The following is a 24,018-nucleotide window of genomic DNA, read 5'->3' on the forward strand; positions in this document are numbered from 1 at the left end:
TTTAGTATTAGCCATCTAAGCCGATTATTTATCCCAGTCAGCGTAAAAAATTTCTGTAACAAATTTGTCAATTTAATTTTTATATCAGGGCTGCTTAATTTATTTGGGTCATAATTCCTTCAACCCATGAGGGTGTCGCCCTGTAGATCTTTGGTTTTGACCGTAGTTTGACATGCAAATTTTTTGAACCCATTTAAGAAAAAAGGAAATCCTATGCGGCTACATTTTCTCGGTGCAGAATATTCTCGTCAATGGCCTATTGTTGAGACCCACACAGGAGAGGTGACTGGCAAATATAGAGGCGTTGCCTGGAGTGCACGACAATATAGCCACCCAGCCAAGACCACTGAGCCAGTTACGTTGCGCTTTATGGGACGTGCCTATCAAGCCCAGCTGTAGCAGCTAGTAGCATGAATGCCTGAGCCACCCCCAGGGGTGGCTCAGGCATCTAACCCGTCTCAGCCTTGGAAAAATAGCTAGCGGCCCAGGCGGGAGGGCGTCAGCTGCGGGGGGCTAGCGCTGGGTTCGCCTTCCACCAGCAGATTGCGAATTAGGCGGGCCAGGGCGCGCTGGGCTAGGCCAGACACCACCTGCTGGCCCATGGCCTGGGTCTCAGGCTTAAACAGCAGAGAGGGCAGGCGAGAGGCCACCTGGGCAGCGTCGAAGCCAGGGGTCTCTCGCAGTAGATCTAAAATGCGGCGCAGCTGGTCGAGATCGCTGGGGCCGGTGGTGGCGGCGACGGGCAGATCTTGCTTAATACCAAGGCGTCGCTGCACGGCGGTGGTAAAGCTGTGCACGGTGCTCTGAGTAAAGCTGTCGAGACCGTTGACCAGCTCGCTAACGATGCGATCGCGCAAAAATGACCCTCGCTCTGAAAATAAAAACTCCAGCGTCTGGTCGATCAGCCGATCCATGTCGTAGTCATCGCTGTCGCGGGCGTTGCGCAGCAGGTTTTCTAGCCGGTTCCAGCGAAAGCTGCCGTCTTTAAACAGCAGATCTTGTAGAGAGGCGCGCAGCTCCGGTGACTGGTCGGTGAGCAGGCGCTTGGCCACGTAGGGGTAGGCCTTGCTCAGCACCTTAAACTCAGGATCGACGTTGATGGCGATGCCCTCTAGGGTGACCAGGGAGCGAATGATCAGCGCGTAGTAGGCGGGCACCCGAAACGGGTACTCGTACATTAGGGCCGAAAATTCGTCGGTGATGCTCTTGAAGTTGAGCTCGGCGACGCTGGCCCCCAGGGCGTTGCTAAACACGTTGGCCAGGGCCGGGATAATCGGCGTCAGGTCGGTGTCGGGCGTCAAAAACTCCAGCTTGACGTAGTCGTTGGCCAGCCCCTCAAAGTCGCGGTTGACCATATGGACCACCGCCTCGATCAGGCCGTAGCGCTGGTAGGGCTTGACCTCGCTCATCATGCCGAAGTCGAGGTAGGCCAGCTTGCCATCGGCCATGGCCAGCAGGTTGCCGGGGTGCGGGTCGGCGTGGAAAAAGCCGTGCTCTAGCAGCTGCCGCAGCGAGCATTGCACCCCCACCTCGATCAGATGGGTGGCGTCGATGCCCTGGCGGGTGAGCTGGTCGATGTTGGTCAGCTTGGTGCCTTCGATCCATTCCATGGTCAGCACCCGGCGAGCGGTGTACTGAGGATAGATATAGGGCACGTAGATGTCGGCAATATGGCCGTAGAGGGCGGCAAAACGCTGGGCGTTTTGGCCCTCGTGGGTGTAGTCCATCTCTTCGAAGATGCGATCGCCAAACTCGTCCATAATCGCCACCAGGTCGCTGCGAATCTGGCTGATGCGGTTGGTGGCAAAGCGGGCTAGCCCCCGCAAAATATGCAGGTCGAGGGCAATGCGCTGGGCCAGACCGGGGCGCTGCACCTTGATCGCTACGGCTTCGCCGCTGTGCAGCTTGCCCTTATACACCTGCCCGAGGGAGGCCGCCGCGATCGGGTCAGGCGAAATTTCGGCATAGATTTGGCTTGGGGGCGCGCCCAGCTCTTCTTCGATAAAACGGTAGGCGATCGCGTTGGCGAAGGGGGGAATCTGATCTTGCAGCGTGGTCAGCTCTTCGAGAAAAATCGGCGGCACCAGGTCGGGCCGGGTGGAGAGCGCCTGGCCAATTTTGATGTAGGCGGGGCCAAGTTTGGTCAGCATATCGCGCAGCTGAGTGGCCCGTTTAGCCTCATTTTGGGCACTGCGGCCAGCCCGGCGATCGAGCCAGATCTGGGCAAAGAAGCTAATCAGCGGCACAAAGATGCCCAAAAACCGCCCCCACACCTGAAAGGGGCGGCGGCGATAGTAGGCGGCGATCGCATCGGGATCGTAGCCAAAATATTCAAAGGGGTCTTGGGGCTTGGTGGCTAGGGTGCGCGGTGCGGCCACCATGGGCTCAGCCAGCACTTCCTCAGTTACCGTAATCACCTCGGCATCGATGATGTCGACAGAGCCACCGACGCGCTGAGCCGAAGTCTGAGTGGGATTGAAAACCATAACAAGCTCAGAGAAGAGTACCGATAACCAAAGACCCCCAAGCGATCGCCTGAAACAGTCCCGTAAACTATTGTAACGGCTTAGCTTCAGAATCCCAGGTGGTGACCTCCCCACTTGTGACTGGCGGATTTTTCCCCTAGGGCCGCTGCTGCTGTTCTCCGGCAGGTTGATCTTTGTTTAATGCCCCCTGCTGTTGCCCCTGGTGGTCTTGCAGCCTTGCGATCGCCGCTCAACATTCTTAACGGCGGCGGGGGCGCTAAACCCTCTATGGTTGACACCATAGACCGAGGAAACCGCCATGGATAAACGCCTCAACTGGCTCAAGACCGGCCTGATGGCTCTGATGGGTGCCCTCACGCTGGTGGGGCTGACCCACATCTCTGGCTTAGCCCAGCCCCCATCGGCCCCCGCCCCGCCCCAGTGGACGCCCATTGTAGTCTCACCCCTGACCCCTGCCGCCGAGCCTGTGCTGGGGGTGGATGGCCACTACCACGGCCTGTACGAGCTGATGCTGTCAAACACCAGCCCGGTGACGGTGACGGTCAACCGCATTGAGGTGGTGGCGCTAGACAGCTCCCAGGAGGTGGTAGTCAATGACCAGCTTTCTCCAGCGATCGCATCTTTCAGCGACGACGACCTGCTGCTGCGATTGCGCACCCTAGGCAATGCCCCAGCCCCCAGCGCTGACCTAGGCCCCAGTGAAACCCGCCTGTTTTTGGTTGACCACAGCTTTGCCCAGGATCGCCCCCTGCCCCAGCACCTGCTGCACCGGCTCGATATTTCTGCGCCAGAGGGGCCAAGGCGGACTCAGCTTTCTTCTCTCAGCTATACCACAGCTGCGCTGGCGATATCGCCGGACGCCCTGGTGCTGGGGCCACCGCTGCGAGGGCCAGGCTGGGTGGCAATTAACGGCTGCTGCTCTCCCCTGGTGGGTCACCGCAGTACCGGCTTGCCCATCAACGGCGAGATTCACTTTGCCCAGCGCTTTGCCATCGACTGGATGCAGCTCGATCGCCAGGGGCGTCTTGCCACAGGCGATCTGGCCGAGGTGAGCCACTATACCGGCTATGGCGCTGAGCTGCTGGCCGTGGCCGATGGCACCGTGATCCAGACCCGCAGCGATCTGCCCGAGCAGGTGCCTCCCACCCTGCCCGACCCCACTACCATCACCCTGGAAAACGTGCTGGGCAACAACGTGATTCTCGATCTAGGAAACGGAGCCTACGCCCTGTATGCCCACCTCCAGCCAGGCTCGGTGGACGTAGCGCCGGGAGAGCAGGTCAAAAAGGGGCAAGTTTTAGGTCGGCTAGGCAACACAGGCAATACATCGGCCCCTCACCTGCATTTTCACCTGATGGATGGCCCCACCCTGGCTGCAAACGGGCTGCCCTACACCTTTGATTCCATGGCTGTATCCGGGCAAATTCCGCTGGAGGCCGTGGAGCAGTTCTACAGTATGGAGGGCGATTGGCGATCGGCGCTACTGCCCCAGCCAGAACCGCGCCAGCAGGAGTTTCCCCTGTTTTTGACCGTGGTTGATTTCCCTAACTAGTCAAGGGCTCGAACCTGGTGGTCAGGTCTAGCTCCATCAGGCTGCTGTCAGCCCCTGGAGTGCCGTGGTTTTGCCACCAGTCGTGGAAGTGTCGGGCGATCGCATCGTCATCCTCAGCCTTACCCATGCGGTAATCCACAGTAGGTAGGGCAGACACGTGGGTCTGCCCCTGCGGTTACCCTACTTCTTGAGAGGCTTTCACCTGGGTCTGCGGCTGGGGCTGGAACTGGAACAGGGTGTAGACCACGTTGCGGCGAATGCCGGTCATCATGTCGAGGAAGACCTCGTAGCCCTCGCTCTTGTACTCAATTAGGGGATCCTTTTGGCCGTAGCCGCGCAGGCCCACGGTTTCCCGTAGGGCATCCATCTGTTGCAGGTGGTCACGCCAGAGGCTGTCGATCTGCTGAAGGATGAAAAAGCGCTCGGCCTCGCGCATCAGCCCCGGCTTGATCTGGTCAACCTGGGCCTCTTTAATGTCGTAGGCAATGCGGGCCTGCTCGTGGAGGAAGGTGCGAATTTCGCCCACGGAGAGGTCTTCGAGCTGCTCGGGGGTGAGGTCGGCCAGCAGATAGACAAACTCTTTGATCTTATCGACCATCTCGGGCAGCTTCCACTCTTCGGGAGGCAGCTCGGGGTTGATATAGGCGGTGACGATGTCATCCATGGTCTGCTCGGCGTAGCCGATCACCATCTCTTTGAGTTCATTGCCTTCGAGCACGCGGCGGCGCTCGGCGTAGATGGCGCGGCGCTGGTTGTTCATCACCTCGTCGTACTCAAACACCTGTTTGCGAATGTCGTAGTAGTAGGTTTCAACCTTTTTCTGCGCGCCTTCTAGAGAACGGGTGAGCATCCCCGACTCGATGGGCATGTCTTCTTCGACGCGGAAAGCATTCATCAGACCGGCGACGCGATCGCCGCCAAAAATCCGCAGCAGGTTGTCTTGCAGACTCAGGAAGAACTTGGTGGAGCCAGGGTCGCCCTGACGCCCCGCCCGGCCCCGCAGCTGGTTGTCGATGCGGCGCGACTCGTGGCGCTCGGTGCCAATCACGTGCAGGCCACCGCGTTCGATCACCTTGTCGTGCTCGGTACTGGTAAACGCCTCGTACTCGTGGCGAATGCGGTTGTACACATCCCGCAGCTTTTGAATCACCGGGTCGTCGGTGGGGGCTTTTTCGGCGGCGACGGCTAGCTTGTCTTCGGCCTGTAGCTCGGGCAGGCTGCGCTCCCCATAGGTGGCCACGGCAAAATCGACGGTGGCCTTGAGCTCGTTCACCGTGTCAGCCGACAGCTCAATGGGGAAGATGTCGGGGGAGGCTTTCCAGGTCTTGATTTTCTTATTGCCGCCAAACCCCTGGGCCGCGCCCCGCCCCTTGGTGCCCGGTACAGCGGTGACCGAAAATTCGTCTTCATCCTCGGGCTTAACGATGCGAGGCATCAGATATTCGCGCACCTTCAGGCGGGCCATGTATTCGGCATTGCCGCCCAGGATAATGTCGGTACCGCGTCCGGCCATGTTGGTAGCGATCGTGACCGAGCCACTGCGCCCGGCCTGGGCGACGATCTCAGACTCGCGCTCCACGTTCTCGGGTTTGGCGTTGAGCAGGTTGTGGGGCACACCGCGATCGCTCAGCAGGGCCGACAGCACCTCCGATTTTTCCACGCTGGTGGTGCCCACCAGCACCGGACGACCGCCCTCGTGCATCTCAGCGCACTCTTCGGCCACGGCCTTCCACTTGGCCTCTTCGTTCTTATAGACCACATCCGACAGATCGCGACGAGAGGCAGGCCGGTTGGTGGGGATGATGGTGACTTCGAGCTTGTAGATGCGCTCAAATTCAGCTTCTTCGGTCTTGGCCGTACCGGTCATACCCGACAGCTTGGGGTAGAGCAAAAAGAAATTTTGGTAAGTAATGCTGGCCAGAGTCTGGGTCTCAGGCTGAATCTCCACATGCTCTTTGGCTTCGATCGCCTGGTGTAGACCGTCGCTCCAGCGGCGACCGGGCATCACCCGCCCGGTAAACTCGTCCACAATCACAATCTCGTCGTTGCGAACGATGTAGTTGACGTCTTTGGTGAAGAGTTCTTTGCCCTTGATGGCGTTAAATATATAGTGCGCCCAGGGGTCTTTGGGGTCGAACAGATCTTGTACCCCCAGCACCTCTTCAGCCCGGATAAAGCCTTCGTCGGTGAGCAGCACGTTGCGGGCCTTTTCATCGACTTCGTAGTGGTCTTCGGCGTTAAGCTCGCGGGCTACTTCGGCGGCGCGGGTGTACTTTTCGCTAGGGCGCTCGACCTGGCCAGAGATAATCAGCGGCGTGCGCGCTTCGTCTACGAGAATCGAGTCAACCTCGTCGATGACGCAGTAGTTAAAAGGGCGCTGCACCACGTCTTCCATGGCGGTGGCCATGTTGTCGCGCAGATAGTCAAAGCCAAACTCGCTGTTGGTGCCGTAGGTGATGTCGCAGCCGTAGTTTTGTTTGCGCTCAGTCGGCGACATGCCCTGCTGAATCAGACCCACACTGAGGCCCAAAAAGCGGTGAATCTGCCCCATCCACTCGGCGTCGCGGCGGGCCAGGTAGTCGTTGACCGTGACCACGTGGGCACCTTTGCCCGACAGCGCGTTGAGATACGACGGCAGCGTCGCCACCAGAGTTTTGCCTTCCCCGGTTTTCATCTCGGCGATCTGGCCGTCGTGGAGCACCATGCCGCCGATCAGCTGCACGTCAAAGTGGCGCATGCCCAGCACCCGCTTCGAGGCTTCACGCACCACGGCAAAGGCTTCGGGCAGAATGTCATCAAGGGTTTCGCCCTTTTCAAGGCGCTGCTTAAACTCTCCAGTTTTGGCCGTCAGGGCCTCGTCGGAGAGCTGCTGAATCTCTTCCTCCAGCAGGTTGATCTCGACCACGTCGGGACGATATTTCTTCAGCTTGCGCGCGTTGGGGTCACCGAGGAGGTTCTTCAGCATGAATTCAGGCAGCCTAGGTCAGCGTAGGGTGTTGCACTTAAAGTCAACCGTAACGGGCGATCGCTCTGCAAGGGGCAATGTCCACACCTGGGGCGGGTCAAGGTGAGTTTGCAAGCAGCCAAAAGTGCTTTTCTATCCTATCACCTGGCCTGCTGGGCGGGTTTGCTGGGTGCTGAGGTCACTGCTGAAGCTCGGTTACTTCTGTACCTAAATTAGGAGAGGCATAATGGATTGCAGATAGGCTCCACATACCAGCAACCATGGCAGACCCCGTCACCATCGCCGACATCTACGCGCTCTTTCAAACCTCCCAGGCCGAGGCCGATCGCCGCGCCGCCGAAGCCGATCGCCGCATGGCTGAACTCAATGCCGAGGCCGATCGCCGCGCCGCCGAAGCCGATCGCCGCATGGCTGAGTTAAATGCTGAAGCCGATCGCCGTCTGCAACGCCTGGAGCGTGTTGCCGCCAACACCAGCCGCGAGGTGGCGGGGCTGACCACCCGCTGGGGCCAATTTGTGGAAAATCTAGTGGCTCCGGCGGTGATTCGCCTGTTTCAGGAGCGGGGCATCGAGGTACAGGAAATTTCTCGGCGCATGCAGTCGAAGCGGCCTGGGGCCGAGATGGAGATCGACATTTTTGCTGTGGATGGCGATGTGGCGGTGGCGATCGAGGTGAAGTCGCGCCTGGGGCGGCAGGATGTGGATGATTTTTTGGCGCGGCTGGGGCGGTTTCGGCAGGCGTTTCCCCACTATTCGAGCTACCGCATCTATGGGGCGGTGGCGGGCATCGAAATTGACGAGGGGGTAGACCGCTACGCCTACCAGCAGGGGCTGTTTGTGATTAAGCAGACCGGTGACACGGTGGCCCTGGCTAACGATACGGCCTTTCAGCCTGCGGCCTGGTAGCCCCGTAGGGTGCATAACGCTCAGGCGAGGCTCCGCCAACGCGCATCCATGCACTAAATCTATAGGTTGAGCAATTTGCCAAACGAGAGTGGTGCATTGCGGCCATGGGGATGAATCGGTTATTGGCAAAGAATGCTTGGGCCGCGAATGCACCCTACGGGCACCCTGGAGTGGTGCATTGTGGTGGTCTATGTCTGATTATCGACGCCTGTATCGAGCAGGTGGCAGCTATTTCTTCACCCATGTCACGTATCAACGTTATCCGTGGCTTTGTACCGACTTAGGTAGACAATCTCTACGGAAAGCTATGATCACCATCCGCCAGAAATACCCCTTTAGCATTGACGCTCTTGTGCTGCTGCCCGATCACCTCCATTGTGTTTGGACGTTACCGAAGGACGACATCGACTACGCTAAACGGTGGCGGTTGATCAAGCTGATGGTTACTAAGGCTTGCGGGCAAGAGTTAGCGTTGCCATCGAAGAAATCCCCATCGGGAGAGCGTCGGCGAGAGGGGAATCTTTGGCAGCGTCGCTATTGGGAGCATTGCATCCGGGATGAGCAGGATTTTGTCAATCATTGCGAGTACATCCATCAAAATCCGGTGAAGCACGGATTAGTTCATCATGCTATTGATTGGCCCTATTCAACCATCCACCGCTACTCCAACCCGTAGGGTGCATAACGCTCAGGCGAGGCTCCGCCAACGCGAAGCAATGCACCAAATTTGTACGTTGAGAAATTTGCCGAATGGGAGTGGTGCATTGCGGCTATGGGAGTGAGTTGGTCATTAAAAAAGGCTGCTGAGGCCGCGAATGCACCCTACGTCTGGGATGCTCCTATTCAACCATCCACCGCTACTCCAACCCGTAGGGTGCATTCGCGAAGCAATGCACCAAATTTGTACGTTGAGAAATTTGCCGAATGGGAGTGGTGCATTGCGGCTATGGGAGTGAGTCGGTCATTAACAAAGGCTGCTGAGGCCGCGAATGCACCCTACATCTGGGGTGCCCGCTGGTGCCAGGTAACAGATCGCTGAAAGGTAGGTAAATCGTGTAAAAAGCAGTGCTTTGCAAACTTTAAAAAATCGCTAGAACTGGCTCGTGCTACAGTTCACAAGTCTCTGCACGAGAGAAGAGAACCCCGCCTCCCCGCGCGAGAGAAGAGAACCACCAACCCCCAACCCCAACCCCAAACCACCCACCACCCAAACGGGAAACCCTCCCTCGGGAGAAAATTTAGGGTCTGCTTTGAGATTGCTGAGTTGATAGCTTCCGTCCTTCATCCAGCCGATCGCTTCACAAAATACTTTCCAAGTTTCTTCATGATACTGGCCATCGAGCGGGTTGCCTGTCTCGACATAAATTTTCTTTTGCACGCTAAAGCCAAACTTGCCGTTGCTGTAGTTCACCCACAGTCTGTCAATTGCCAGCAGATCTTCACAGGGAAACTCTTCTAAATCTTTGCGATCAAACCACTGCCCCTCTTCCTTGCCCACGGTGGCAATCATCAGCCGATAGGTTTCCTGGTCTGCCTCGCGCCACTGCCCCGCTTTCAGCAATTCCTCCAGCTTTTGATATTTCGAGTCTTGGGCAACGGTGGTCAAATCCTGAAGCAGTGCTTTCAGGTCATCCCCAATTTTCTCAGGGCGGGGATATTCTTGCAGGGCCAGGGCGGCGAGTTCTGCCGCTTCACCGCCGGGTTCGCAGGCTTTGCGAATCACCTGGCTGAGCAGCCCTGGGGGTAATTGGGCGGTGTAGAGCAGCACGGTTTCGCGCCAGAGGGCATCGTTCCAGTTTTGCAGCACCAGTTGGGCATTTTTTTGCAGGGTGTCTCTGTCCTGGGGTTTGGCCAGCCAGGTGGCGGCAAAAAATCCCTGAAAGCTAGCGTGGGGAAACTCGTATTCCCCCGGTTCGCGCTCCACCAGCAGTTCGCTGATATCGACGATCGCCTGAAGCCACTCGGCGGGCTCCACTGCTTCGTCTTGCAGCAGCGGATGCTGGCTGAGGAAGTGCAGCAGCGTGGCCCGGTTGATGGTCAGGCGCTTGGCTTTGGAGGTGACCATGCCAATGGCGATCGCTTGCAGCAGAGCCATGCTTTTGCTGTAGGGCAGCGGCATTTGAATGAACCGGGCGCGGGGGCGATCGTCGAGCTGGAGCTTGCAGATGCCCTGGTAGAGGCCGAGGCGCTGGCGGGGCAGTTCCCGATTGGGGGCCAAACGGTGAAAGGTGACCAGCATGTTGAGCAGCAGCGGGTTTTCGGCCATGTAGCCCAGTTCGCTGCGGCGGGCCTCTAGCTGGGCGATCAGGTCGCTGGCGCGATCGGTGGCCACCGCTTGGGCTTGGCGGCGCTGGCGATCGCTGCGGCAGCACCGCTCCTGGCACAGGTACCAGCGACGAATGAAGTCCTCCTGCTGGGCCGGGTTGAATTTGTTGACGTAGATGGGAATAGCGGGCCGCCGGGCGGTGTAGTCGCGGTAGCCCGCCGGGCGAGAGGTAAGGATGAACACCGATTCGGGATATTCGGCCATTTGGCCGCTCAGCCACTGGCTAACCTGGGGCCGCTTTTCGGCGGGAATTTCATCGAACCCGTCGAACATGACCAGGGCTTTGCCGCTGATCAGCAGCCGCTCGGCCCAGGAGATGGGCGCAGTGAGCGGATGGTTTTTGGACAGGTTGGGCACGTGGTGGGCCACGATCAGCTGGGGCAGGCTGGGGGGAGTCTCCTGGGTGAGCAGCTCTACCCAGTCGCGCAGGCGCAGCAGCACCGGAATCAGCGGTGGGGCACCGTGGCGGCGGTGCTGGCGCTGGCCATAGATCAGGGTGATGTGGCGCAGCAGGGTGGTTTTGCCCATGCCGCCCTTGGCCAAAATGCTCATCTGCCGAAAGGGGCGATCGCGACGGGTGCGAGCCAGCAGTTTCCAAATGTCCAGGTTTTCAGACCGCAGGCTGGGGTCGTTTTGCCAGTCGGCGCGGAGTTTTTTGGCCTGTACCAGGCTCCCCACCCCCAATGCCTCGCTGCCGATCGCCCCGCTCAGATCCAGCGGCACAAACACTTCTTCGAGCAGGGGGATGGCGGTTTTATCTGGCTGAAAGCCCTCTGTGCCGTACTCTTGGTAGGGCTTTGCTTGCAGCTTGCGATACTTGCTCTCAAATCCCAAGAACTGCCATCGCAGCGTTTCTAACAGGCTATCGAGCCACCGAGCCACAACGTTGGCATGGTTCCCAGCCCTTTCGCTGTAGATTTCGCTCAGGCGATCAATGAAGTTTTCGCTGTAGCCCGCCCAGACCGCAGAGATCACCGTCGCTGGAAACAGGGCAATGGCCACCAGCCAGTCTTGTTTGACCAAAAATGATGTAAAAGCTAGAGCACTACTGCCAAGGGGCGACCAGCGTACAACGGACTGTCCAATCTGCTTGAGCATGGGCGATTTTGGCGCAAGGGGCAGGTTGCTTCCTATTTTGGCCCACCCCTGGAAAACAGGAGTACTCAAGATCGGGGCGATGCTATGAAAACCCCACGCGTGCAATCACTCGAAGTGCCCCTCACTGAGCAAGACTATAACCACCTGGTCAATGAGGCGATCGCCTCATTGACCAGGTGAATGTGCATTAGCCTATGCATGCTGTCATCATCCTTGTGCCCCATACCGAGCAAGACTACGCAGATCGCTACGTGCCGGAGATCAACTAGTCCTTGAGCCTGGGCCTCTGGCTTGGGGCGCAGCCACTGGCAAAAGCCCATTACCCAGATGGGTTTGCCCACCATTTGGCTCTTCGGCAAAAACCGCAGCAGATCGGCCTGGCCCAACAGCGACAGCACCGATATTCCGCCATAACTCTTTGTTACAATTTGGGTCGCGCCCTATGGCGGCAGACCTGTTGCGGCAGACGACCTGGCCGCTGACCCACGCATCTATCCAGCGAGCCTCTCCCGTCTATGAATATGGCCCAGCAACCGCCCCTTCCGGCGTCTTCTCTGTCTTCTGCCTCCCCTCGCCTGCACCGGGCCACCCTAGAAAACATGCTGCAAACCCCAGAGGCCGCTGCTACCTGGACGATCGAAAACAGCGAAGAGCTGTACCGCATTCACAGCTGGGGAGAGCCCTACTTCTCGATCAATGCCGAGGGGCATTTAACGGTGTCGCCCAGGGGCGATCGCGGCGGTTCCCTAGACTTATTTGATCTAGTCGAGGCGATCAAGCAGCGCAACCTCAACCTGCCGCTGCTGATTCGCTTTTCCGATATTCTCGAAGACCGCATTGAGCGCATCAATGCCTGCTTTGCCAAGGCGATCGCCCGCTACAAATACTCAGGCGTCTACCGGGGCGTCTTCCCCGTCAAGTGCAACCAGCAGCGGCAGCTTTTAGAAGATGTGGTGCGCTACGGTCGGCCCTACCAGTTTGGCCTAGAGGCCGGGTCAAAGCCCGAGCTGCTGATCGCTCTGGCCACCCTCGATACGCCGGGGGCGCTGCTAATCTGCAACGGCTACAAAGATAAGGACTATATCGAGACCGCCATGCTGGGCCAGCGGCTGGGTCAGCAGCCGATCATCGTCATCGAGCAGATGAATGAGCTGGAGATCGCCATTGAGGCCAGCCAGCGCTTGGGCATTCGCCCTGTGCTGGGGGTGCGGGCCAAGCTCAGCACCAAGGGCAGCGGCCGCTGGGGCATTTCGGCGGGCGATCGCGCCAAATTTGGCCTCACCGTGCCCGAGATCCTGGCCGTGGTCGATCGCCTGCGGCAGGCCAACATGCTCGACTGCCTCCAGCTCCTGCACTTTCACATTGGCTCGCAGATTTCGGCCATCAGCGTGGTCAAAGAGGCCCTGCGAGAGGCCAGCCGCATCTACGTTGAGCTGGCGGAGCTGGGCGCTGGCATGCGCTATCTAGACGTGGGCGGCGGCCTGGCGGTCGACTATGACGGCTCTAAAACCACCTTCTACGCCTCCAAAAACTACAGCACCCAAAACTACGCCAACGATGTGGTGGCCGAGGTGCAAGAGGCCTGCCGGGTCAAGGGCGTGCCGGTGCCCACCCTAGTGAGCGAGAGCGGGCGGGCGCTGGTGTCGCACCAGTCGGTGCTGGTCTTTGACGTGCTGGGCAGCAGCGATGCTCCCACCCACGAAGAAGTTGAGGTGCCTGGCGACGACGACCACATGATCTTGCGTGAGCTGTACGAGATCTATCAGAGTCTCACCCCCAACACTGTGCAAGAGCTGTACAACGACGCCGTGCAGTTCAAAGAGGAGGCTATTAGCCTGTTTAACTTTGGCTATCTCAGCCTGTCGGCGCGGGCGCGGGCCGAGCGACTGTTTTGGGCCTGCTGCCGCAAGGCGCTGTCGGTGGTTAGCGATGCCGACCACGTGCCCGAAGACATCGAGGAGCTGCACCAGAGCATGGCCTCGATCTACTACGTCAACCTGTCGGTGTTTCAGTCGATGCCCGACACCTGGGCGATCGAGCAGCTGTTCCCGATTTTGCCCATTCACCGGCTCAATGAGGAACCCAGCTGCCGGGGCACCCTGGCCGACCTCACCTGCGACAGCGACGGCAAAATCACCAAATTCATCGACCTGCGAGATGTTAAGCAGGTGCTAGAGCTGCACCCTCTGGAGCCGGATCAGCCCTACTACCTGGGCATGTTTCTCGGCGGGGCTTATCAAGAAATTATGGGCAACCTGCACAACCTGTTTGGTGACACCAATGCGGTGCACATTCACATGACCCCCAAGGGCTACCAGGTTGAGCAGGTGGTGAAGGGCGACACCATGACCGAGGTGCTGGGCTATGTGCAGTACAACGCCGAAGACATGATTGAGAATATTCGGCGTCGGTCAGAGCGATCGCTGCAAGACAACCGCATCACCCTCGAAGAGTCGCAGCTGCTGATTCAGCACTACGAACGCAGCCTCAGCCAGTACACCTATCTGGCGTAGATTTTGCCCCGGCCTGCTGGTGCCGCTGGCTACCAAAAAGCTGGGCATAGCTGTGGGAAAAGGCACAGCCTACGAAAAAAATCTGGCAGGTGAAATAGATCCATAACAGCAAAATCATGACGCCGCCAATCACCCCGTAGGAGAGATACTGCTCGCCGATAGAGATCACGCTGGTGCTGACCAAACGCTGTAGCCCCACCAGCAACGCTGACGTCAGCAGGGCCGCAGGCCAAATATCCCTCCAGGGAACGTGGCGTGCGGGCAACACCCGAATTAACCCCAAAACCGCCAAAGCCAGAATAAAAAATGACGAGCCCAGATGGAGGCCGCTGGCCAAGGGCAGATTGGCTAGCGGCACGTTGGGCAACAGCGTATTCACTGCGCTAGCCAGATTGATCAGGGTGCTGATCGCCAGGGTTGAGGCCATCGAAACCAGCAGCAGCAGTGCAATGCTAAGCACGAGCAGAAAGGCGGTGGCCTGGTTGGCCAGGTAGGCCAATACCGATTGTTTGAGCCCGTTGGTGGCCTCTAGATCGGCCTCGTCTGGTTGCCATATTTGATCGACCGAGCTGCTCAAGACCCCAAAAACGGTGCTAGCCGAGTAGAGCAACAGCCCAAAACCCACTAGCCCAGCGCCCAGGCTAGACCCGTACAGACTTTGCATTGTAGTGACGACTAATGCCTGGGCATCGGGCGGCAAAAATTGATCGATCGCATCTTCGACGTACTGCACTGCATCGGTACCGGGGCCTAAAAATGAGCCCAGTACGCTTAAAATCACCAGCAGAATGGGAAACAGTGAAAACAGCGCGTAGTAAGACAGCGCCGCCGACATGCGAGAACAGTTTTCTCGCTGCCAGGTAGATGCCGTCTGCACGAGCAGCTGCACCGATCGCCGGGGAAGAACGCTTGTGCGAAAGTAGTCGATCATGGGGTTGGATAGGTAATGCCGCTGAGCAATTGCATCATCTCCTCAGGCCTGTTATCGACTCAAGACAGTCGATAGCGGTACCCCTGCTACAGCGATAACTCAGCATGATTACCCTATCGTGCTGCTGTCGCCTAGGAATACATCTCTGGGTAGAAGTTGAGAAAAACCCAGGCGCACAAGTGGCCAATATAGAACCACCTTAAGTCCTATACCAGCCAAAAATATGAGCAAATTAATAAATTAACTGGGGTGCTAGGATTCGAACCTAGGAATGCCGGGACCAAAACCCGGTGCCTTACCACTTGGCGACACCCCATCGTTATCGCTTTGATACTATAACAGCTTAGGTCGCACTACTGTCAAGATTTCTCCTCAGATTAATTTGAGGCGTTAGGGCGTTGAGCTGCCCCAGAGCGAGATCTCTCCCGGCTCTAAAGCTGTAAGGTCTCGAAGAACCTGGATAAACAGTATGCAAAGATACCATTCGCTCCGGGCTGGGCAGTCTGAATAGAGGTTGATAACGTCTCAAAATAAGAAATATCCGGAGACGTTGCGCTAGGGTGCCCTTTAGCCGTCTGTAATCTATTTTTGGTTTGGCTGTCATGGCTTCTGATAGGTTTTATGCCGATCTGCCGCCCCTAGAACAATTTCTAGCGTTGGCGAACCCCAGCAACTATACTGACGCCCCCGCCGACTGGTATGCCCTGATTACCGACGTGGTGGCTTCGACCCAGGCGATCGCCCAGGGGCAGTACAAAGAGGTCAATGTGCTGGGGGCCAGCTCGATCATGGCGGTGCTCAATGCCGTAGCCCCGCTGGAGGTGCCTTTTGTGTTTGGCGGCGATGGGGCGGTGCTGCTGGTGCCCCCCGCCGCTGTGCAGGCCGCTCGCGAAGCGCTGCTGGGCGTTCGTGCCCTGGCCCGCGACTCCTTTGGCCTCGATTTGCGGGTGGGCATTGTGCCGCTGACGGCGGTATGGCCCCAGCATCCGGTGCGGGTGGCCAAAGTTCGCCTCAGCCCCACCTACTGCCAGGCCAGCTTTATCGGCGGTGGCCTCACCTATGCCACCGAGCTGATCAAGGCCAACCCTATCTATCGGTTAGATGTACCGGGCGATCGCACCACCGCCAACCTGGCCGGGCTGGAGTGCCGCTGGCAAGATATTCCTAGCCCCCAGGGCCACACTCTGAGCCTGATTGTGGCGGCCCTGCCCAGCGGTGGCTATGTGAATGACTATCTCTACCGCGAGGTGCTCGAAACCATTGGCAGCATCTATGGCGGCGGCGAAAGCTACCACCCGGTGGCCGCCGCCGCTGCGCTCAATCTGTCGGTCAACCCAGGGCGGCTGCGGGCCGAAGCTAAGGCCAGGGCCAAAAGTTTGCACTGGGGCGATCGCGCCCTCTACACCGCCCAGGCCTACCTCGAAACCCTGGTGGGCCTGGGCCTGATGGCCGGCAAGGTGCAGGCTGGAGGCGTCGACTGGGGCCAGTACAAGGCCGATGTGCGGGCCGCCTCCGACTATCAAAAAATTGACGACCTGCTGCGCATGGTGATCGCCGGTAGCCCTGCCCAGACCGAGCAGCTGGTGCGCTACTTAGAATCTCGCCTAGAGCAAGGCCACCTGGCCTACGGCATTCATGTCTCTGACCGAGCGCTGATGACCTGCCTGATCATGGATCGCCGCGATCGCCACTTTCACCTGATCGACGGGGCCGATGGCGGCTATGCCCTGGCAGCCCAGCGGCTCAAGGCCCGACTCCAGGGCAAGGCTCAAAATTGGCAGGCCTACTCGCGCCTGGCCAAGCACCGCCCCCGGCGGCTGGGGCCGCCCCTGGGCATTCAGGCGGGGTAGGGGCTAAGTCGTGTATTCGGCGTTGATTTTGACGTAGTCGTAGCTGAGGTCGCAGCCCCAGGCCTGCCCACTGCCGGGGCCATCGCCAATGCTGACCTGAATGGCAACGGTGTCGGTCTTGAGGTATTCGCCCTGGGTGGCAGCGGTGAGGTAGGCGCTGGCGGCGGGGCGATCGAAGGCCAGGGGCTGGCCGCGCTCCATCAGCAAAATATCGCCCAGCTGCACCCGCAGGTCGCTCTGGTCAAAGGGCACCCCGGCCCGCCCGGCGGCGGCCGCAATACGGCCCCAGTTGGGGTCATGGCCAAAGATGGCCGATTTAACCAGCGATGACCCGGCGATCGCCTTAGCCACCTGCCCCGCAGTGGCAGCGGTGACAGCCCCAGTGACGCTGACCTCGATCAAACAGGTGGCCCCTTCGCCGTCGCGGGCCACGCACTTGGCCAGGTATTGGCAGACGGCGGTGAGCATGGCTTCGAGCTGGTCGGCCTCGGCCCCCTCGTCGGTGATGGCAGGAGTGCGCGACTCGCCGTTGGCCAGGGCAATCAGGGTGTCGTTGGTGCTGCTGTCGCCATCGACGGTGATCTGGTTAAAGCTGCGATCGGCAGCACGGCGCAGCATGTCTTGCCAGAGGGTAGGCGACACGGTGGCATCGCAGGTGATAAAGGCCAGCATGGTCGCCATGTTGGGGTGAATCATGCCCGATCCCTTGGCAATGCCGCCGATGCGCACCGGGCGATCGTGAATGGTGGTTTCCATGGCGATGGTCTTGGTCACCAGGTCGGTGGTGACGATCGCCCCGGCGGCAGCGTCTGAGCCCTCGGTTGACAGGCTCTCGACCAGGGTAGGAATGCCCGCCTTGAGCTGATCCATTTTGATGCGCTGGCCGATCACCCCGGTGGAGGCGATCAGCACGGCTTCGGGGGGCAGATTTAACGCAGACCCGAGGGCGGCAGCACTTTCGACGGTGTCGACCCAGCCCTGGTTACCGGTGCAGGCGTTGGCCTGACCCGCGTTGATGAGAATGGCACGGGCACTGGGGCGGGCCTCAAGGCGTTGACGGCAGTAGTCGACGCAGGCAGCACGCACGTGGCTGGTGGTAAAGACTCCGGCGGCGATCGCCTCACAGTCTGAATAAATCAGCGCCAGATCGGGGGCACCCGACGGCTTGAGCCCGGCGACAATGCCCGCCGCCTGAAAGCCCTTGGGCGCTGTAATGCCCCCCGAAATAATTTGCCAGTCTGCCATGCCGCTGTATCCCATAGGTGCTGCCGGGGATTATACCAAGCTTCTGAAGGAATGCCGCTGCTGGCGGTGGACTGTGCACTCGCGTCGGCGAGAACCTTTCTCCAAACCTTTCCGCACCCTAGCGACTGGTTAGTACCCTGGGTGCGAAAAGATTTTTAACTGGTGCTGAAGGTTGGACGATCGTAGTTGGGTCAGAGGGTGTTTGAAGAGTCTGACGGAGTAGCTTGAACTACCTGGACTACCGAGGAACTGCTACGAAGGAATGAGGGTTTTAAGGAACTGGGTGATCCGTACAGGTAGCTTTTGATCCTCAAACTGACCCTTCTAAAACATCCTCTCAGGCCGCGTTGGGTCAGGCCGCATGGGGCATGAGGGAAACGGACGACTTCGGCGATGGCGATCGGCCTCTGCCCTCGCCCTTGATCCAACCTAAGAAAATCTGTGTATGAGAGGGTTTCATACTAAATCCTCCTTGGCTACCCCCGATTCAGCCGGGCAAACAACCGTTTGCCCCTACGGCTTGGCCTTTGGGGAATCGGGGTTATGGGACTCGGATTTGGTCTCAATGCGTCTCCTCTTGACAGCCCCGTGCCGATTGACAAAAACGCTTAGTGACGCGAAGGAGTGCACAACTTTAGTCAACACCTCGGCCAAAGGCTATCAGCCCCCTCTGCCGGGGACAATTTTGAAAAATCGCTGCGAAATGAGCGAACCTGAGCAAATGATTGCAGTGATTTAATTTCATTCATCAGCGCTCATAGCCTACTTTTCTGTCAGCAAGGCGACGTCCGCAAAGTTTGATAAAGAGTTGTAAATAATATGCATTTAGCTGCCGCCTAAGACTTGCCCCCTAGATCGAAGAATCTACTATAGATACTAGTAAGCATTAGGCACTTCTAAATTCTTTTTCTGCTAAATATAGAGAGGGTAATTATGTCTTCGCTATCGCAAGTTCGTCAAAGAATTCCAGCTGCTAGCTTTGAATCAGTAGATTTAGTTGATCAACTTTTGATTCGCCAAGATATCCGAGTTTTGTCGGAGCAGGACGCTTTAACAGGAGTAAACCCTTGGGATATTGTTTGTAGAGATAATCAGCGCCAGAAAGTAATCAGTCAGTTTAAGACCTTCAAAACTCTAGGGCTTGGCAATACTTACATTCAGGGCCTATGGCGCTGTGAGCGACTTGACCTTTTGTTTGAGCGCCTATTTGCTCTCAATGTAGAAGAAAGAAGGAATTCCATTGTTTTTGAGCTGCCCAATTCGCCTTACTTGTTTTTAGAGCAGCTGCTCTACAAGGTCTTTAATATTTCATTGATTCGGCAAATGGATGTTGCTAAGACCCACTACGACCTTCCGACTGAATTGTATGAAGGTTTTTTGGGAGAGTCGATGAAATATACGACGGGAGATTGGACAGGGCTGACTCAAATACCCGAAAACCTTACCGCTGCCCAAAATCAAAACTTAGCCTATTGGGTTGACGAACTGAACATTAGCGATGGGGATATAGTTTTAGACTGTGGTTGCGGATGGGGAACGCTACCAGACTACTTAAAGCATCAGTTCAATATCACCTATGTTGGAATCACCATCTCAGACGTACAGGTCGACTACTGTCGTTCTAAGTTTGAGGGAATGAAGAATTATCACTTCTTTAATCATAGCTACCACAATCGCTATCCAAATATTCTCGCTCAAGCTGGGGTTGAGCAGATTACAAAGTGCATTTTTCTTGAAACCATTGAACATGGCGGCACCCGAAACTGGCCCCATATCCTAGGCAATGTGCGTGAGGTAATCAGTTCTGATGGACTGCTGGGAATACAAACGATTGGATCTGATCATCCCACTTTAATCTCTGATCCTTATATCAATCGATACATATTTCCCCATGCTTCGCTGGGCTCTCCATCGGAGCTGGGTAAGGCGATCGAGAGTAATCGTCAGTTTGTAAAGATCAAAGAGAACAATATTTTCGACAACTACCCGGCAACTTTACGTTCTTGGAATCACTACTTCCAAAAAAATTGGGATGATATCAAGCCTCATATTCAGCTCATGCTCGACTCAACCCCCTTTAAAACCATTGATGAATGGAAGCGTCACTGGGAATTTTATCTATTAATGTGTGTCGGGGCCTTTATGGCAGGGACATATCCTCAGGTTTATCAAATTACGGCAAGGCCTAATTTCTTTGCCAAGGTGTAATAAAAAGAGCAATGATATTGCCATTGAGGAAACTGTTTTTCCGAAGTCGCCTTACTTATCTGGTAAAAAAGAGTTGTTGAGGGCCTGGGCATAGCCAGAATCTTGAGTGCCCAGGAGCCGATCCCAAAAGGTAAAGTAAAGCCCGTAGTGAACGGTGTATCTGAGGTGATGAAGGGAGTGGTGGGCAGGGCCAATCACCCATTGCCCTAGCCAGTGGTGGGGAAATAGGGCCGGGAGGCGATCTGGCCCCAGGTGGTTGATCACCGCCCACACGGTCATGGTGGTGAGGACGGCAATCATGGTGATGAAGTGCAGCGGCAGTACAAACACCAACCCCACCAAAAACAGCGCCTGCACCACGGCCTCTAGGGGGTCAAAGGCAAAAGATGTCCAGGGGGTGGGGTAGCGCGATCGGTGGTGCCCCCGGTGCAGCCAGGCAAAGAGTCTGGGATGATGAAATAGGCGATGGGTGAAGTAAAAGTAGGTGTCTTGCAACACCAGCGCGGCCCCGTAGCTGGCCCCCAGGTACCACAGACCGCAGGCGTGGGGGTCGCTGTAGAGGCGGGTTAACCCGGCACTGTGGGCCGAGAGAATGAGGGCGGCGGCAATCGCAAATACCACTGCTGCGATCGCCGATAGCTGAATGTCGTGGCGAATTATCCGCCAGGAGGGAGACCGGGGGAACATCTTTTGAGCCCTCTCGGAGCCGTAAAACACCCAGTAGGTGAGCCCTGCAACTAGAAAATAGCGCCCGAGAATAATTGCTAAAAAGGCAAGGCTGTAAAATTCAAACGAGTTTTCTCTCAAGCGGGTTTAGTCCTTGCCTTCGTCTTTCTCGATGATTCTACAATGCGGCAATGCCTGGCCGGGGTGCGCGCAAATTGCCTAATGAGATCTGAGGGCTGCCGGTGTAAACCGAGTTTAGCCGCAGGTCGAGCACCTGGGCCTGGCGGATGCGGGCGATCGCCCGGTGGGTAATCAACTCGCCGAGGTTGAAAATGACTTTATTTTGACTGACCCCAACTAACGCGGGTTATGGGCTAACCCAGGGGCACTGCCCCTTTTCTGGATAGACTACTACTGGGCAGTCAGTCGTCTTGGCCACCCCGCAAGATAGCAGATTAGGCAATGCGCTCTGGAGGCTTAACTTTTGATGAAGTCGATCAAGTTAAGCAAATGGTGGGATTCTTTAAACTCTAGCTTTTGGTTTGTGCCATCGCTCATGGTTGGGCTAGCCATCGGGCTTTCGTTTTTTACTATTGGTATCGATCACCGGCTAGAGTCTGACATTATCAGCGATGTGAGCTGGGTGTATTCGTTGGGGCCTAGCGGGTCTCGGGCGGTACTCTCTGCGATCGCCGGTTCGATGGTGAGCGTGGCCACCACGGCCTTTTCCATCACGATTGTGGCGCTACAACTGGCCTCTTCCCAATTTGGGCCGCGTCTGCTGCGAAATTTTATGCAAGATACCGGTAACCAGGTGGTGCTGGGGACGTTTATTTCTACCTTTGTGTACTGCCTGATGGTGCTGCGCACCGTAAACGAGTCAGAGGGCCGCGAGTTTGTGCCCCATGTGGCGGTCACCTGCGCTATTGGTTTAGCGATCGCCAGCATTGGCGTGCTCATTTACTTTCTGCACCACGCCGCCTCATCTATTCAGGTCGATAACGTGATCAACGCCGTCGGCGAAGACCTGGATCACGCTATCCAGCGGCTGTTTCCTGAAACCACCGAGCACAGCTTTTCAAGCCAGACCGAAGCCGCCGCCGAACTCCCCACCGATTTTAACCGCCACTCTTACCCGGTCAACGCCAAGGATGATGGCTATCTTCAGGCTTTTGACGATGGCCAACTCATGCAGATTGCCACAGACAACGATCTGATGATTCAAGTGCAGTCGCGCCCCGGTCGCTTTGTGGTGCAGGGTAGTGAGCTAGCGCGGGTATTCCCTAAAGACAAGGTCAATAAATCCCTGACATCTCAGGTTGATGGAGCCTTTGTGCTGGGCTCTAAGCGTACCAACCAGCAAGACCTAGAATTTTCCATTAACCAGCTGGTTGAGATTGCGGTGCGCGCCCTGTCACCCGGCATTAACGATCCGTTTACTGCCATCCGCTGCATAGACCAAATTAGCGCCACTCTGTGCCGTCTGGCCCGGCGCGACATGCCCTCGCCCCACCGCTACGACGAGCAAAACCAGCTGCGACTGTCGCTGCCCTCTTTGACGTTTACCGATGTTACCGATACTGCCTTTAACCAAATTCGGCAGAATGGGCGGTCGAGTGTGGCGGTGACCATCCGGCTGCTAGAGGCGATCGCAGTCATTGCCCCCTTCACCTACCGACCCGCCGACCGTGCCGCCCTCCGGCGTCAGGCCCAAATGATTGAGCGGGGCAGCCAAGCGGCCATCGTCGAAGAGCTCGACCGCCAGGATGTCAAAGCACAATCCTTAGCCACTATCCGGGCGATCGAGCAGCTTTAAGGAACTAGATATTTGATATAGACCCCTGGTGGAGGGCAAACTCGGCCAGGGGTCACGCGGGTTTTGCAGCGTTGGGCGAACTCCAGCCCTGCTTGCTGAGGAGTGAACTTTCCGGATTCTCGCGTTCATTAGCAGGGGTGTGGTAAAGGCGCGATCGGGGCATATATCCTGCGAGAGAATCGGTATTTTGTGATCTAGGTTACTGTTATTTGATGTTTGTTTTGTGTAAAGAGAAGCCCCCATGCTTAAAACATACTTGATCCCTGCTTTGACTGTCGGTGCCTTAATGGTGTCTCTGGTTGCCTGTGATTCTGCCCCAACGCCTCCGGTGACTGAGGGGGCACCGACGACAGAATCGCCCCAAGTCGATGGGGCAGTGGTAGACGATCGTGCTGCCTACAGCGAAGTAGACCTGCCCGCAGATGAAAGCCTGGTAGGCGCAGACCCCAGGCAAGTTGCCCTCGATGTCTTTGGCAGCCCTGAGCCAGGGGAAGGCAATTTTGTCGAAGAGGTAGTGGTGGTCGATGAATCTGATGACCAAGTGCTAGTGGCCCTAACCCAGACGGGCCTGGCCGATGACTCGGTCAATGGCATGCGCTACCGCCTGGAGTTTGTGCCCGAGGGTGATCAGTGGCGGCTAGACTGGGCCGGTCAGCAGGTGCGGTGCCAGATGGGCCGAGGCTCCCAAGACTGGACAACCGATCTCTGTAGCTAAAGTCAGCGGCGAGATCCCACCAAATTCGAATCGCATACCCCCGATTCTCAACGGGTCAAACCGTAGGGGCGCATTGCATGCGCCCTGTTGAATCGGGGTTTTGTGGGTCGGCTTGGGTAAGAACTAGGGCAGGGTGGCGATTTCTAGCGCCTGGTAGGCTGCTTCTGAGAGCAGGTCGGTTTCAGCCTGCACTCGGTCGAGAAACACCTTGCCATCGAGGTGATCGATCTCGTGCTGCACAATGCGAGCGACGAAGCCTGTCCAGATCTGGCGGTGGGGCTGCCCATGGCGATCGCAGTACGCCACCTCCACTTGTTCATGGCGCGGCACCCGGCCCCGCACCCCTGGCACACTGAGGCAGCCCTCCCAGCCCAGCTCCATCTCATCGCTGGCCGCCAGTAAAACTGGATTGATCAACACCGTGGGCGTCATCTGCGGAGCATGGGGGTAGCGCAGGTTGGGGCGTGAGGCGACTACCACTATCCGTAGCGAGTGGCCCAACTGAGGAGCGGCTATGCCGACGCCATTGGCGGTACGTACTGTGGTCAACATTTGATCGATCAGCCGCTGTAGCGATGGCTCGGCCAGGGCGGTGACGGGCTGGGCTACCTGGCGCAGCACCGGGTGGTCGAGGGTGACCACAGTCGCTGAATTGGGGCCTGGGGGCGGCGCAGATGGGTCTGGCATGGGCAGGTTCGCTGGGCTGGCTGGTCAAGGGGCGCGATCGGAGTGCGATCGCAAC

At 57.5% G+C, this 24,018-nt stretch carries 20 protein-coding genes and 1 tRNA gene; 9 read left to right on the forward strand and 12 right to left on the reverse strand.

Features of this window, described 5'->3' with window-relative positions; all coding sequences use genetic code 11:
• Positions 1-213 precede the first annotated feature (213 nt).
• Positions 214-399 (forward strand): DUF4278 domain-containing protein, encoded by a 186-nt coding sequence (locus AC0QKW_RS22675; RefSeq protein ID WP_473153661.1) that lies wholly within the window; start codon positions 214-216, stop codon positions 397-399.
• Between the two features lie 77 nt (positions 400-476).
• On the opposite strand, the gene AC0QKW_RS22680 is transcribed toward AC0QKW_RS22675, so the two are convergent.
• A complete protein-coding gene (locus AC0QKW_RS22680) occupies positions 477-2,486 on the reverse strand; it encodes an ABC1 kinase family protein (protein ID WP_473153380.1) in 2,010 nt (669 codons plus the stop codon).
• A 177-nt stretch (positions 2,487-2,663) separates the two neighbouring features.
• Entirely contained in the window at positions 2,664-2,786 is a 123-nt protein-coding gene (locus tag AC0QKW_RS22685) for a hypothetical protein (protein ID WP_473153381.1), read from the reverse strand.
• Between AC0QKW_RS22685 and AC0QKW_RS22690 the strand changes: the two genes are divergently transcribed.
• Positions 2,785-4,038, forward strand: a complete 1,254-nt coding sequence (locus AC0QKW_RS22690) for a M23 family metallopeptidase (RefSeq protein WP_473153382.1) — start codon at positions 2,785-2,787, stop codon at positions 4,036-4,038. The genes AC0QKW_RS22685 and AC0QKW_RS22690 overlap by 2 nt on opposite strands.
• On the opposite strand, the gene AC0QKW_RS22695 is transcribed toward AC0QKW_RS22690, so the two are convergent.
• Both AC0QKW_RS22695 and secA read right to left on the reverse strand, forming a co-directional pair.
• The gene (locus AC0QKW_RS22695) at positions 4,031-4,195 is read right to left on the reverse strand and encodes a hypothetical protein (protein ID WP_473153383.1); all 165 of its coding nucleotides are present in this window, start codon (positions 4,193-4,195) and stop codon (positions 4,031-4,033) included. The genes AC0QKW_RS22690 and AC0QKW_RS22695 overlap by 8 nt on opposite strands.
• Before the next feature lie 18 nt (positions 4,196-4,213).
• Positions 4,214-7,003 (reverse strand): preprotein translocase subunit SecA, encoded by a 2,790-nt coding sequence (gene secA, locus AC0QKW_RS22700; RefSeq protein WP_473153384.1) that lies wholly within the window; start codon positions 7,001-7,003, stop codon positions 4,214-4,216.
• Between the two features lie 260 nt (positions 7,004-7,263).
• On the opposite strand from secA, the gene AC0QKW_RS22705 reads away from it, so the two are divergent.
• Together AC0QKW_RS22705 and AC0QKW_RS22710 are read left to right on the forward strand one after the other, a co-directional pair.
• Positions 7,264-7,908, forward strand: coding sequence for a DUF8196 domain-containing protein (locus tag AC0QKW_RS22705; protein ID WP_473153385.1), 645 nt, complete (start codon positions 7,264-7,266; stop codon positions 7,906-7,908).
• A 190-nt stretch (positions 7,909-8,098) separates the two neighbouring features.
• Positions 8,099-8,584, forward strand: coding sequence for an REP-associated tyrosine transposase (locus AC0QKW_RS22710; protein ID WP_473153386.1), 486 nt, complete (start codon positions 8,099-8,101; stop codon positions 8,582-8,584).
• Between the two features lie 414 nt (positions 8,585-8,998).
• Here AC0QKW_RS22710 and AC0QKW_RS22715 read toward each other — a convergent pair whose 3' ends face one another.
• Positions 8,999-11,332 carry a GUN4 domain-containing protein gene (locus tag AC0QKW_RS22715; RefSeq protein WP_473153387.1) on the reverse strand — a complete coding sequence of 778 codons (2,334 nt, stop codon included), beginning with the start codon at positions 11,330-11,332 and terminating at the stop codon, positions 8,999-9,001.
• A gap of 134 nt (positions 11,333-11,466) precedes the next feature.
• The gene (locus tag AC0QKW_RS22720) at positions 11,467-11,730 is read right to left on the reverse strand and encodes a hypothetical protein (RefSeq protein ID WP_473153388.1); all 264 of its coding nucleotides are present in this window, start codon (positions 11,728-11,730) and stop codon (positions 11,467-11,469) included.
• Positions 11,731-11,847: 117 nt separating this feature from the next.
• On the opposite strand from AC0QKW_RS22720, the gene speA reads away from it, so the two are divergent.
• Positions 11,848-13,845: a biosynthetic arginine decarboxylase gene (speA, locus tag AC0QKW_RS22725; RefSeq protein ID WP_473153389.1), complete on the forward strand. Its 1,998-nt coding sequence runs from the start codon at positions 11,848-11,850 to the stop codon at positions 13,843-13,845.
• On the opposite strand, the gene AC0QKW_RS22730 is transcribed toward speA, so the two are convergent.
• Complete coding sequence (locus AC0QKW_RS22730; RefSeq protein ID WP_473153390.1) at positions 13,820-14,776, reverse strand: YihY/virulence factor BrkB family protein; 957 nt, start codon at positions 14,774-14,776, stop codon at positions 13,820-13,822. The two genes, speA and AC0QKW_RS22730, sit on opposite strands and share 26 nt — an antisense overlap.
• A 244-nt stretch (positions 14,777-15,020) precedes the next feature.
• Positions 15,021-15,092 (reverse strand) — tRNA-Gln (locus AC0QKW_RS22735).
• 286 nt (positions 15,093-15,378) lie between these two features.
• On the opposite strand from AC0QKW_RS22735, the gene AC0QKW_RS22740 reads away from it, so the two are divergent.
• On the forward strand, positions 15,379-16,626 hold the full coding sequence (locus AC0QKW_RS22740; RefSeq protein WP_473153391.1) for a DUF3095 domain-containing protein: 1,248 nt from the start codon (positions 15,379-15,381) through the stop codon (positions 16,624-16,626).
• Between the two features lie 3 nt (positions 16,627-16,629).
• Here the strand turns inward: AC0QKW_RS22740 and argJ are convergent, their stop codons facing one another.
• Positions 16,630-17,871 carry a bifunctional ornithine acetyltransferase/N-acetylglutamate synthase gene (gene argJ, locus AC0QKW_RS22745; protein WP_473153392.1) on the reverse strand — a complete coding sequence of 414 codons (1,242 nt, stop codon included), beginning with the start codon at positions 17,869-17,871 and terminating at the stop codon, positions 16,630-16,632.
• 933 nt (positions 17,872-18,804) lie between these two features.
• Here argJ and AC0QKW_RS22750 point away from each other — a divergent pair.
• The gene (locus AC0QKW_RS22750) at positions 18,805-20,079 is read left to right on the forward strand and encodes a class I SAM-dependent methyltransferase (RefSeq protein ID WP_473153393.1); all 1,275 of its coding nucleotides are present in this window, start codon (positions 18,805-18,807) and stop codon (positions 20,077-20,079) included.
• 51 nt (positions 20,080-20,130) lie between these two features.
• Here the strand turns inward: AC0QKW_RS22750 and AC0QKW_RS22755 are convergent, their stop codons facing one another.
• Together AC0QKW_RS22755 and AC0QKW_RS22760 are read right to left on the reverse strand one after the other, a co-directional pair.
• A complete protein-coding gene (locus AC0QKW_RS22755; protein WP_473153394.1) occupies positions 20,131-20,886 on the reverse strand; it encodes a sterol desaturase family protein in 756 nt (251 codons plus the stop codon).
• 37 nt (positions 20,887-20,923) lie between these two features.
• The gene (locus AC0QKW_RS22760) at positions 20,924-21,061 is read right to left on the reverse strand and encodes a hypothetical protein (protein ID WP_473153395.1); all 138 of its coding nucleotides are present in this window, start codon (positions 21,059-21,061) and stop codon (positions 20,924-20,926) included.
• Positions 21,062-21,232: 171 nt separating this feature from the next.
• On the opposite strand from AC0QKW_RS22760, the gene AC0QKW_RS22765 reads away from it, so the two are divergent.
• Together AC0QKW_RS22765 and AC0QKW_RS22770 are read left to right on the forward strand one after the other, a co-directional pair.
• Positions 21,233-22,561: a DUF2254 domain-containing protein gene (locus AC0QKW_RS22765; RefSeq protein ID WP_473153396.1), complete on the forward strand. Its 1,329-nt coding sequence runs from the start codon at positions 21,233-21,235 to the stop codon at positions 22,559-22,561.
• A 241-nt stretch (positions 22,562-22,802) separates the two neighbouring features.
• Complete coding sequence (locus AC0QKW_RS22770; protein WP_473153397.1) at positions 22,803-23,276, forward strand: hypothetical protein; 474 nt, start codon at positions 22,803-22,805, stop codon at positions 23,274-23,276.
• A 123-nt stretch (positions 23,277-23,399) separates the two neighbouring features.
• Here AC0QKW_RS22770 and def read toward each other — a convergent pair whose 3' ends face one another.
• The gene (gene def / locus AC0QKW_RS22775) at positions 23,400-23,963 is read right to left on the reverse strand and encodes a peptide deformylase (protein WP_473153398.1); all 564 of its coding nucleotides are present in this window, start codon (positions 23,961-23,963) and stop codon (positions 23,400-23,402) included.
• Between the last annotated feature and the right edge of the window lie 55 nt (positions 23,964-24,018).

The organism is Pseudanabaena sp. PCC 9330, assembly GCF_055795045.1.

What these genes read in the sequence shown, in the direction of transcription:
- AC0QKW_RS22675 (WP_473153661.1), top strand. Translation starts at nt 214, where the DNA reads ATGCGGCTACATTTTCTCGGTGCAGAATATTCTCGTCAATGGCCTATT.
- AC0QKW_RS22680 (WP_473153380.1), bottom strand. Translation starts at nt 2,486, where the DNA reads ATGGTTTTCAATCCCACTCAGACTTCGGCTCAGCGCGTCGGTGGCTCT.
- AC0QKW_RS22690 (WP_473153382.1), top strand. Translation starts at nt 2,785, where the DNA reads ATGGATAAACGCCTCAACTGGCTCAAGACCGGCCTGATGGCTCTGATG.
- AC0QKW_RS22685 (WP_473153381.1), bottom strand. Translation starts at nt 2,786, where the DNA reads ATGGCGGTTTCCTCGGTCTATGGTGTCAACCATAGAGGGTTTAGCGCC.
- secA (WP_473153384.1), bottom strand. Translation starts at nt 7,003, where the DNA reads ATGCTGAAGAACCTCCTCGGTGACCCCAACGCGCGCAAGCTGAAGAAA.
- AC0QKW_RS22705 (WP_473153385.1), top strand. Translation starts at nt 7,264, where the DNA reads ATGGCAGACCCCGTCACCATCGCCGACATCTACGCGCTCTTTCAAACC.
- AC0QKW_RS22710 (WP_473153386.1), top strand. Translation starts at nt 8,099, where the DNA reads ATGTCTGATTATCGACGCCTGTATCGAGCAGGTGGCAGCTATTTCTTC.
- AC0QKW_RS22715 (WP_473153387.1), bottom strand. Translation starts at nt 11,332, where the DNA reads ATGCTCAAGCAGATTGGACAGTCCGTTGTACGCTGGTCGCCCCTTGGC.
- speA (WP_473153389.1), top strand. Translation starts at nt 11,848, where the DNA reads ATGAATATGGCCCAGCAACCGCCCCTTCCGGCGTCTTCTCTGTCTTCT.
- AC0QKW_RS22730 (WP_473153390.1), bottom strand. Translation starts at nt 14,776, where the DNA reads ATGATCGACTACTTTCGCACAAGCGTTCTTCCCCGGCGATCGGTGCAG.
- AC0QKW_RS22740 (WP_473153391.1), top strand. Translation starts at nt 15,379, where the DNA reads ATGGCTTCTGATAGGTTTTATGCCGATCTGCCGCCCCTAGAACAATTT.
- argJ (WP_473153392.1), bottom strand. Translation starts at nt 17,871, where the DNA reads ATGGCAGACTGGCAAATTATTTCGGGGGGCATTACAGCGCCCAAGGGC.
- AC0QKW_RS22750 (WP_473153393.1), top strand. Translation starts at nt 18,805, where the DNA reads ATGTCTTCGCTATCGCAAGTTCGTCAAAGAATTCCAGCTGCTAGCTTT.
- AC0QKW_RS22765 (WP_473153396.1), top strand. Translation starts at nt 21,233, where the DNA reads ATGAAGTCGATCAAGTTAAGCAAATGGTGGGATTCTTTAAACTCTAGC.
- AC0QKW_RS22770 (WP_473153397.1), top strand. Translation starts at nt 22,803, where the DNA reads ATGCTTAAAACATACTTGATCCCTGCTTTGACTGTCGGTGCCTTAATG.
- def (WP_473153398.1), bottom strand. Translation starts at nt 23,963, where the DNA reads ATGCCAGACCCATCTGCGCCGCCCCCAGGCCCCAATTCAGCGACTGTG.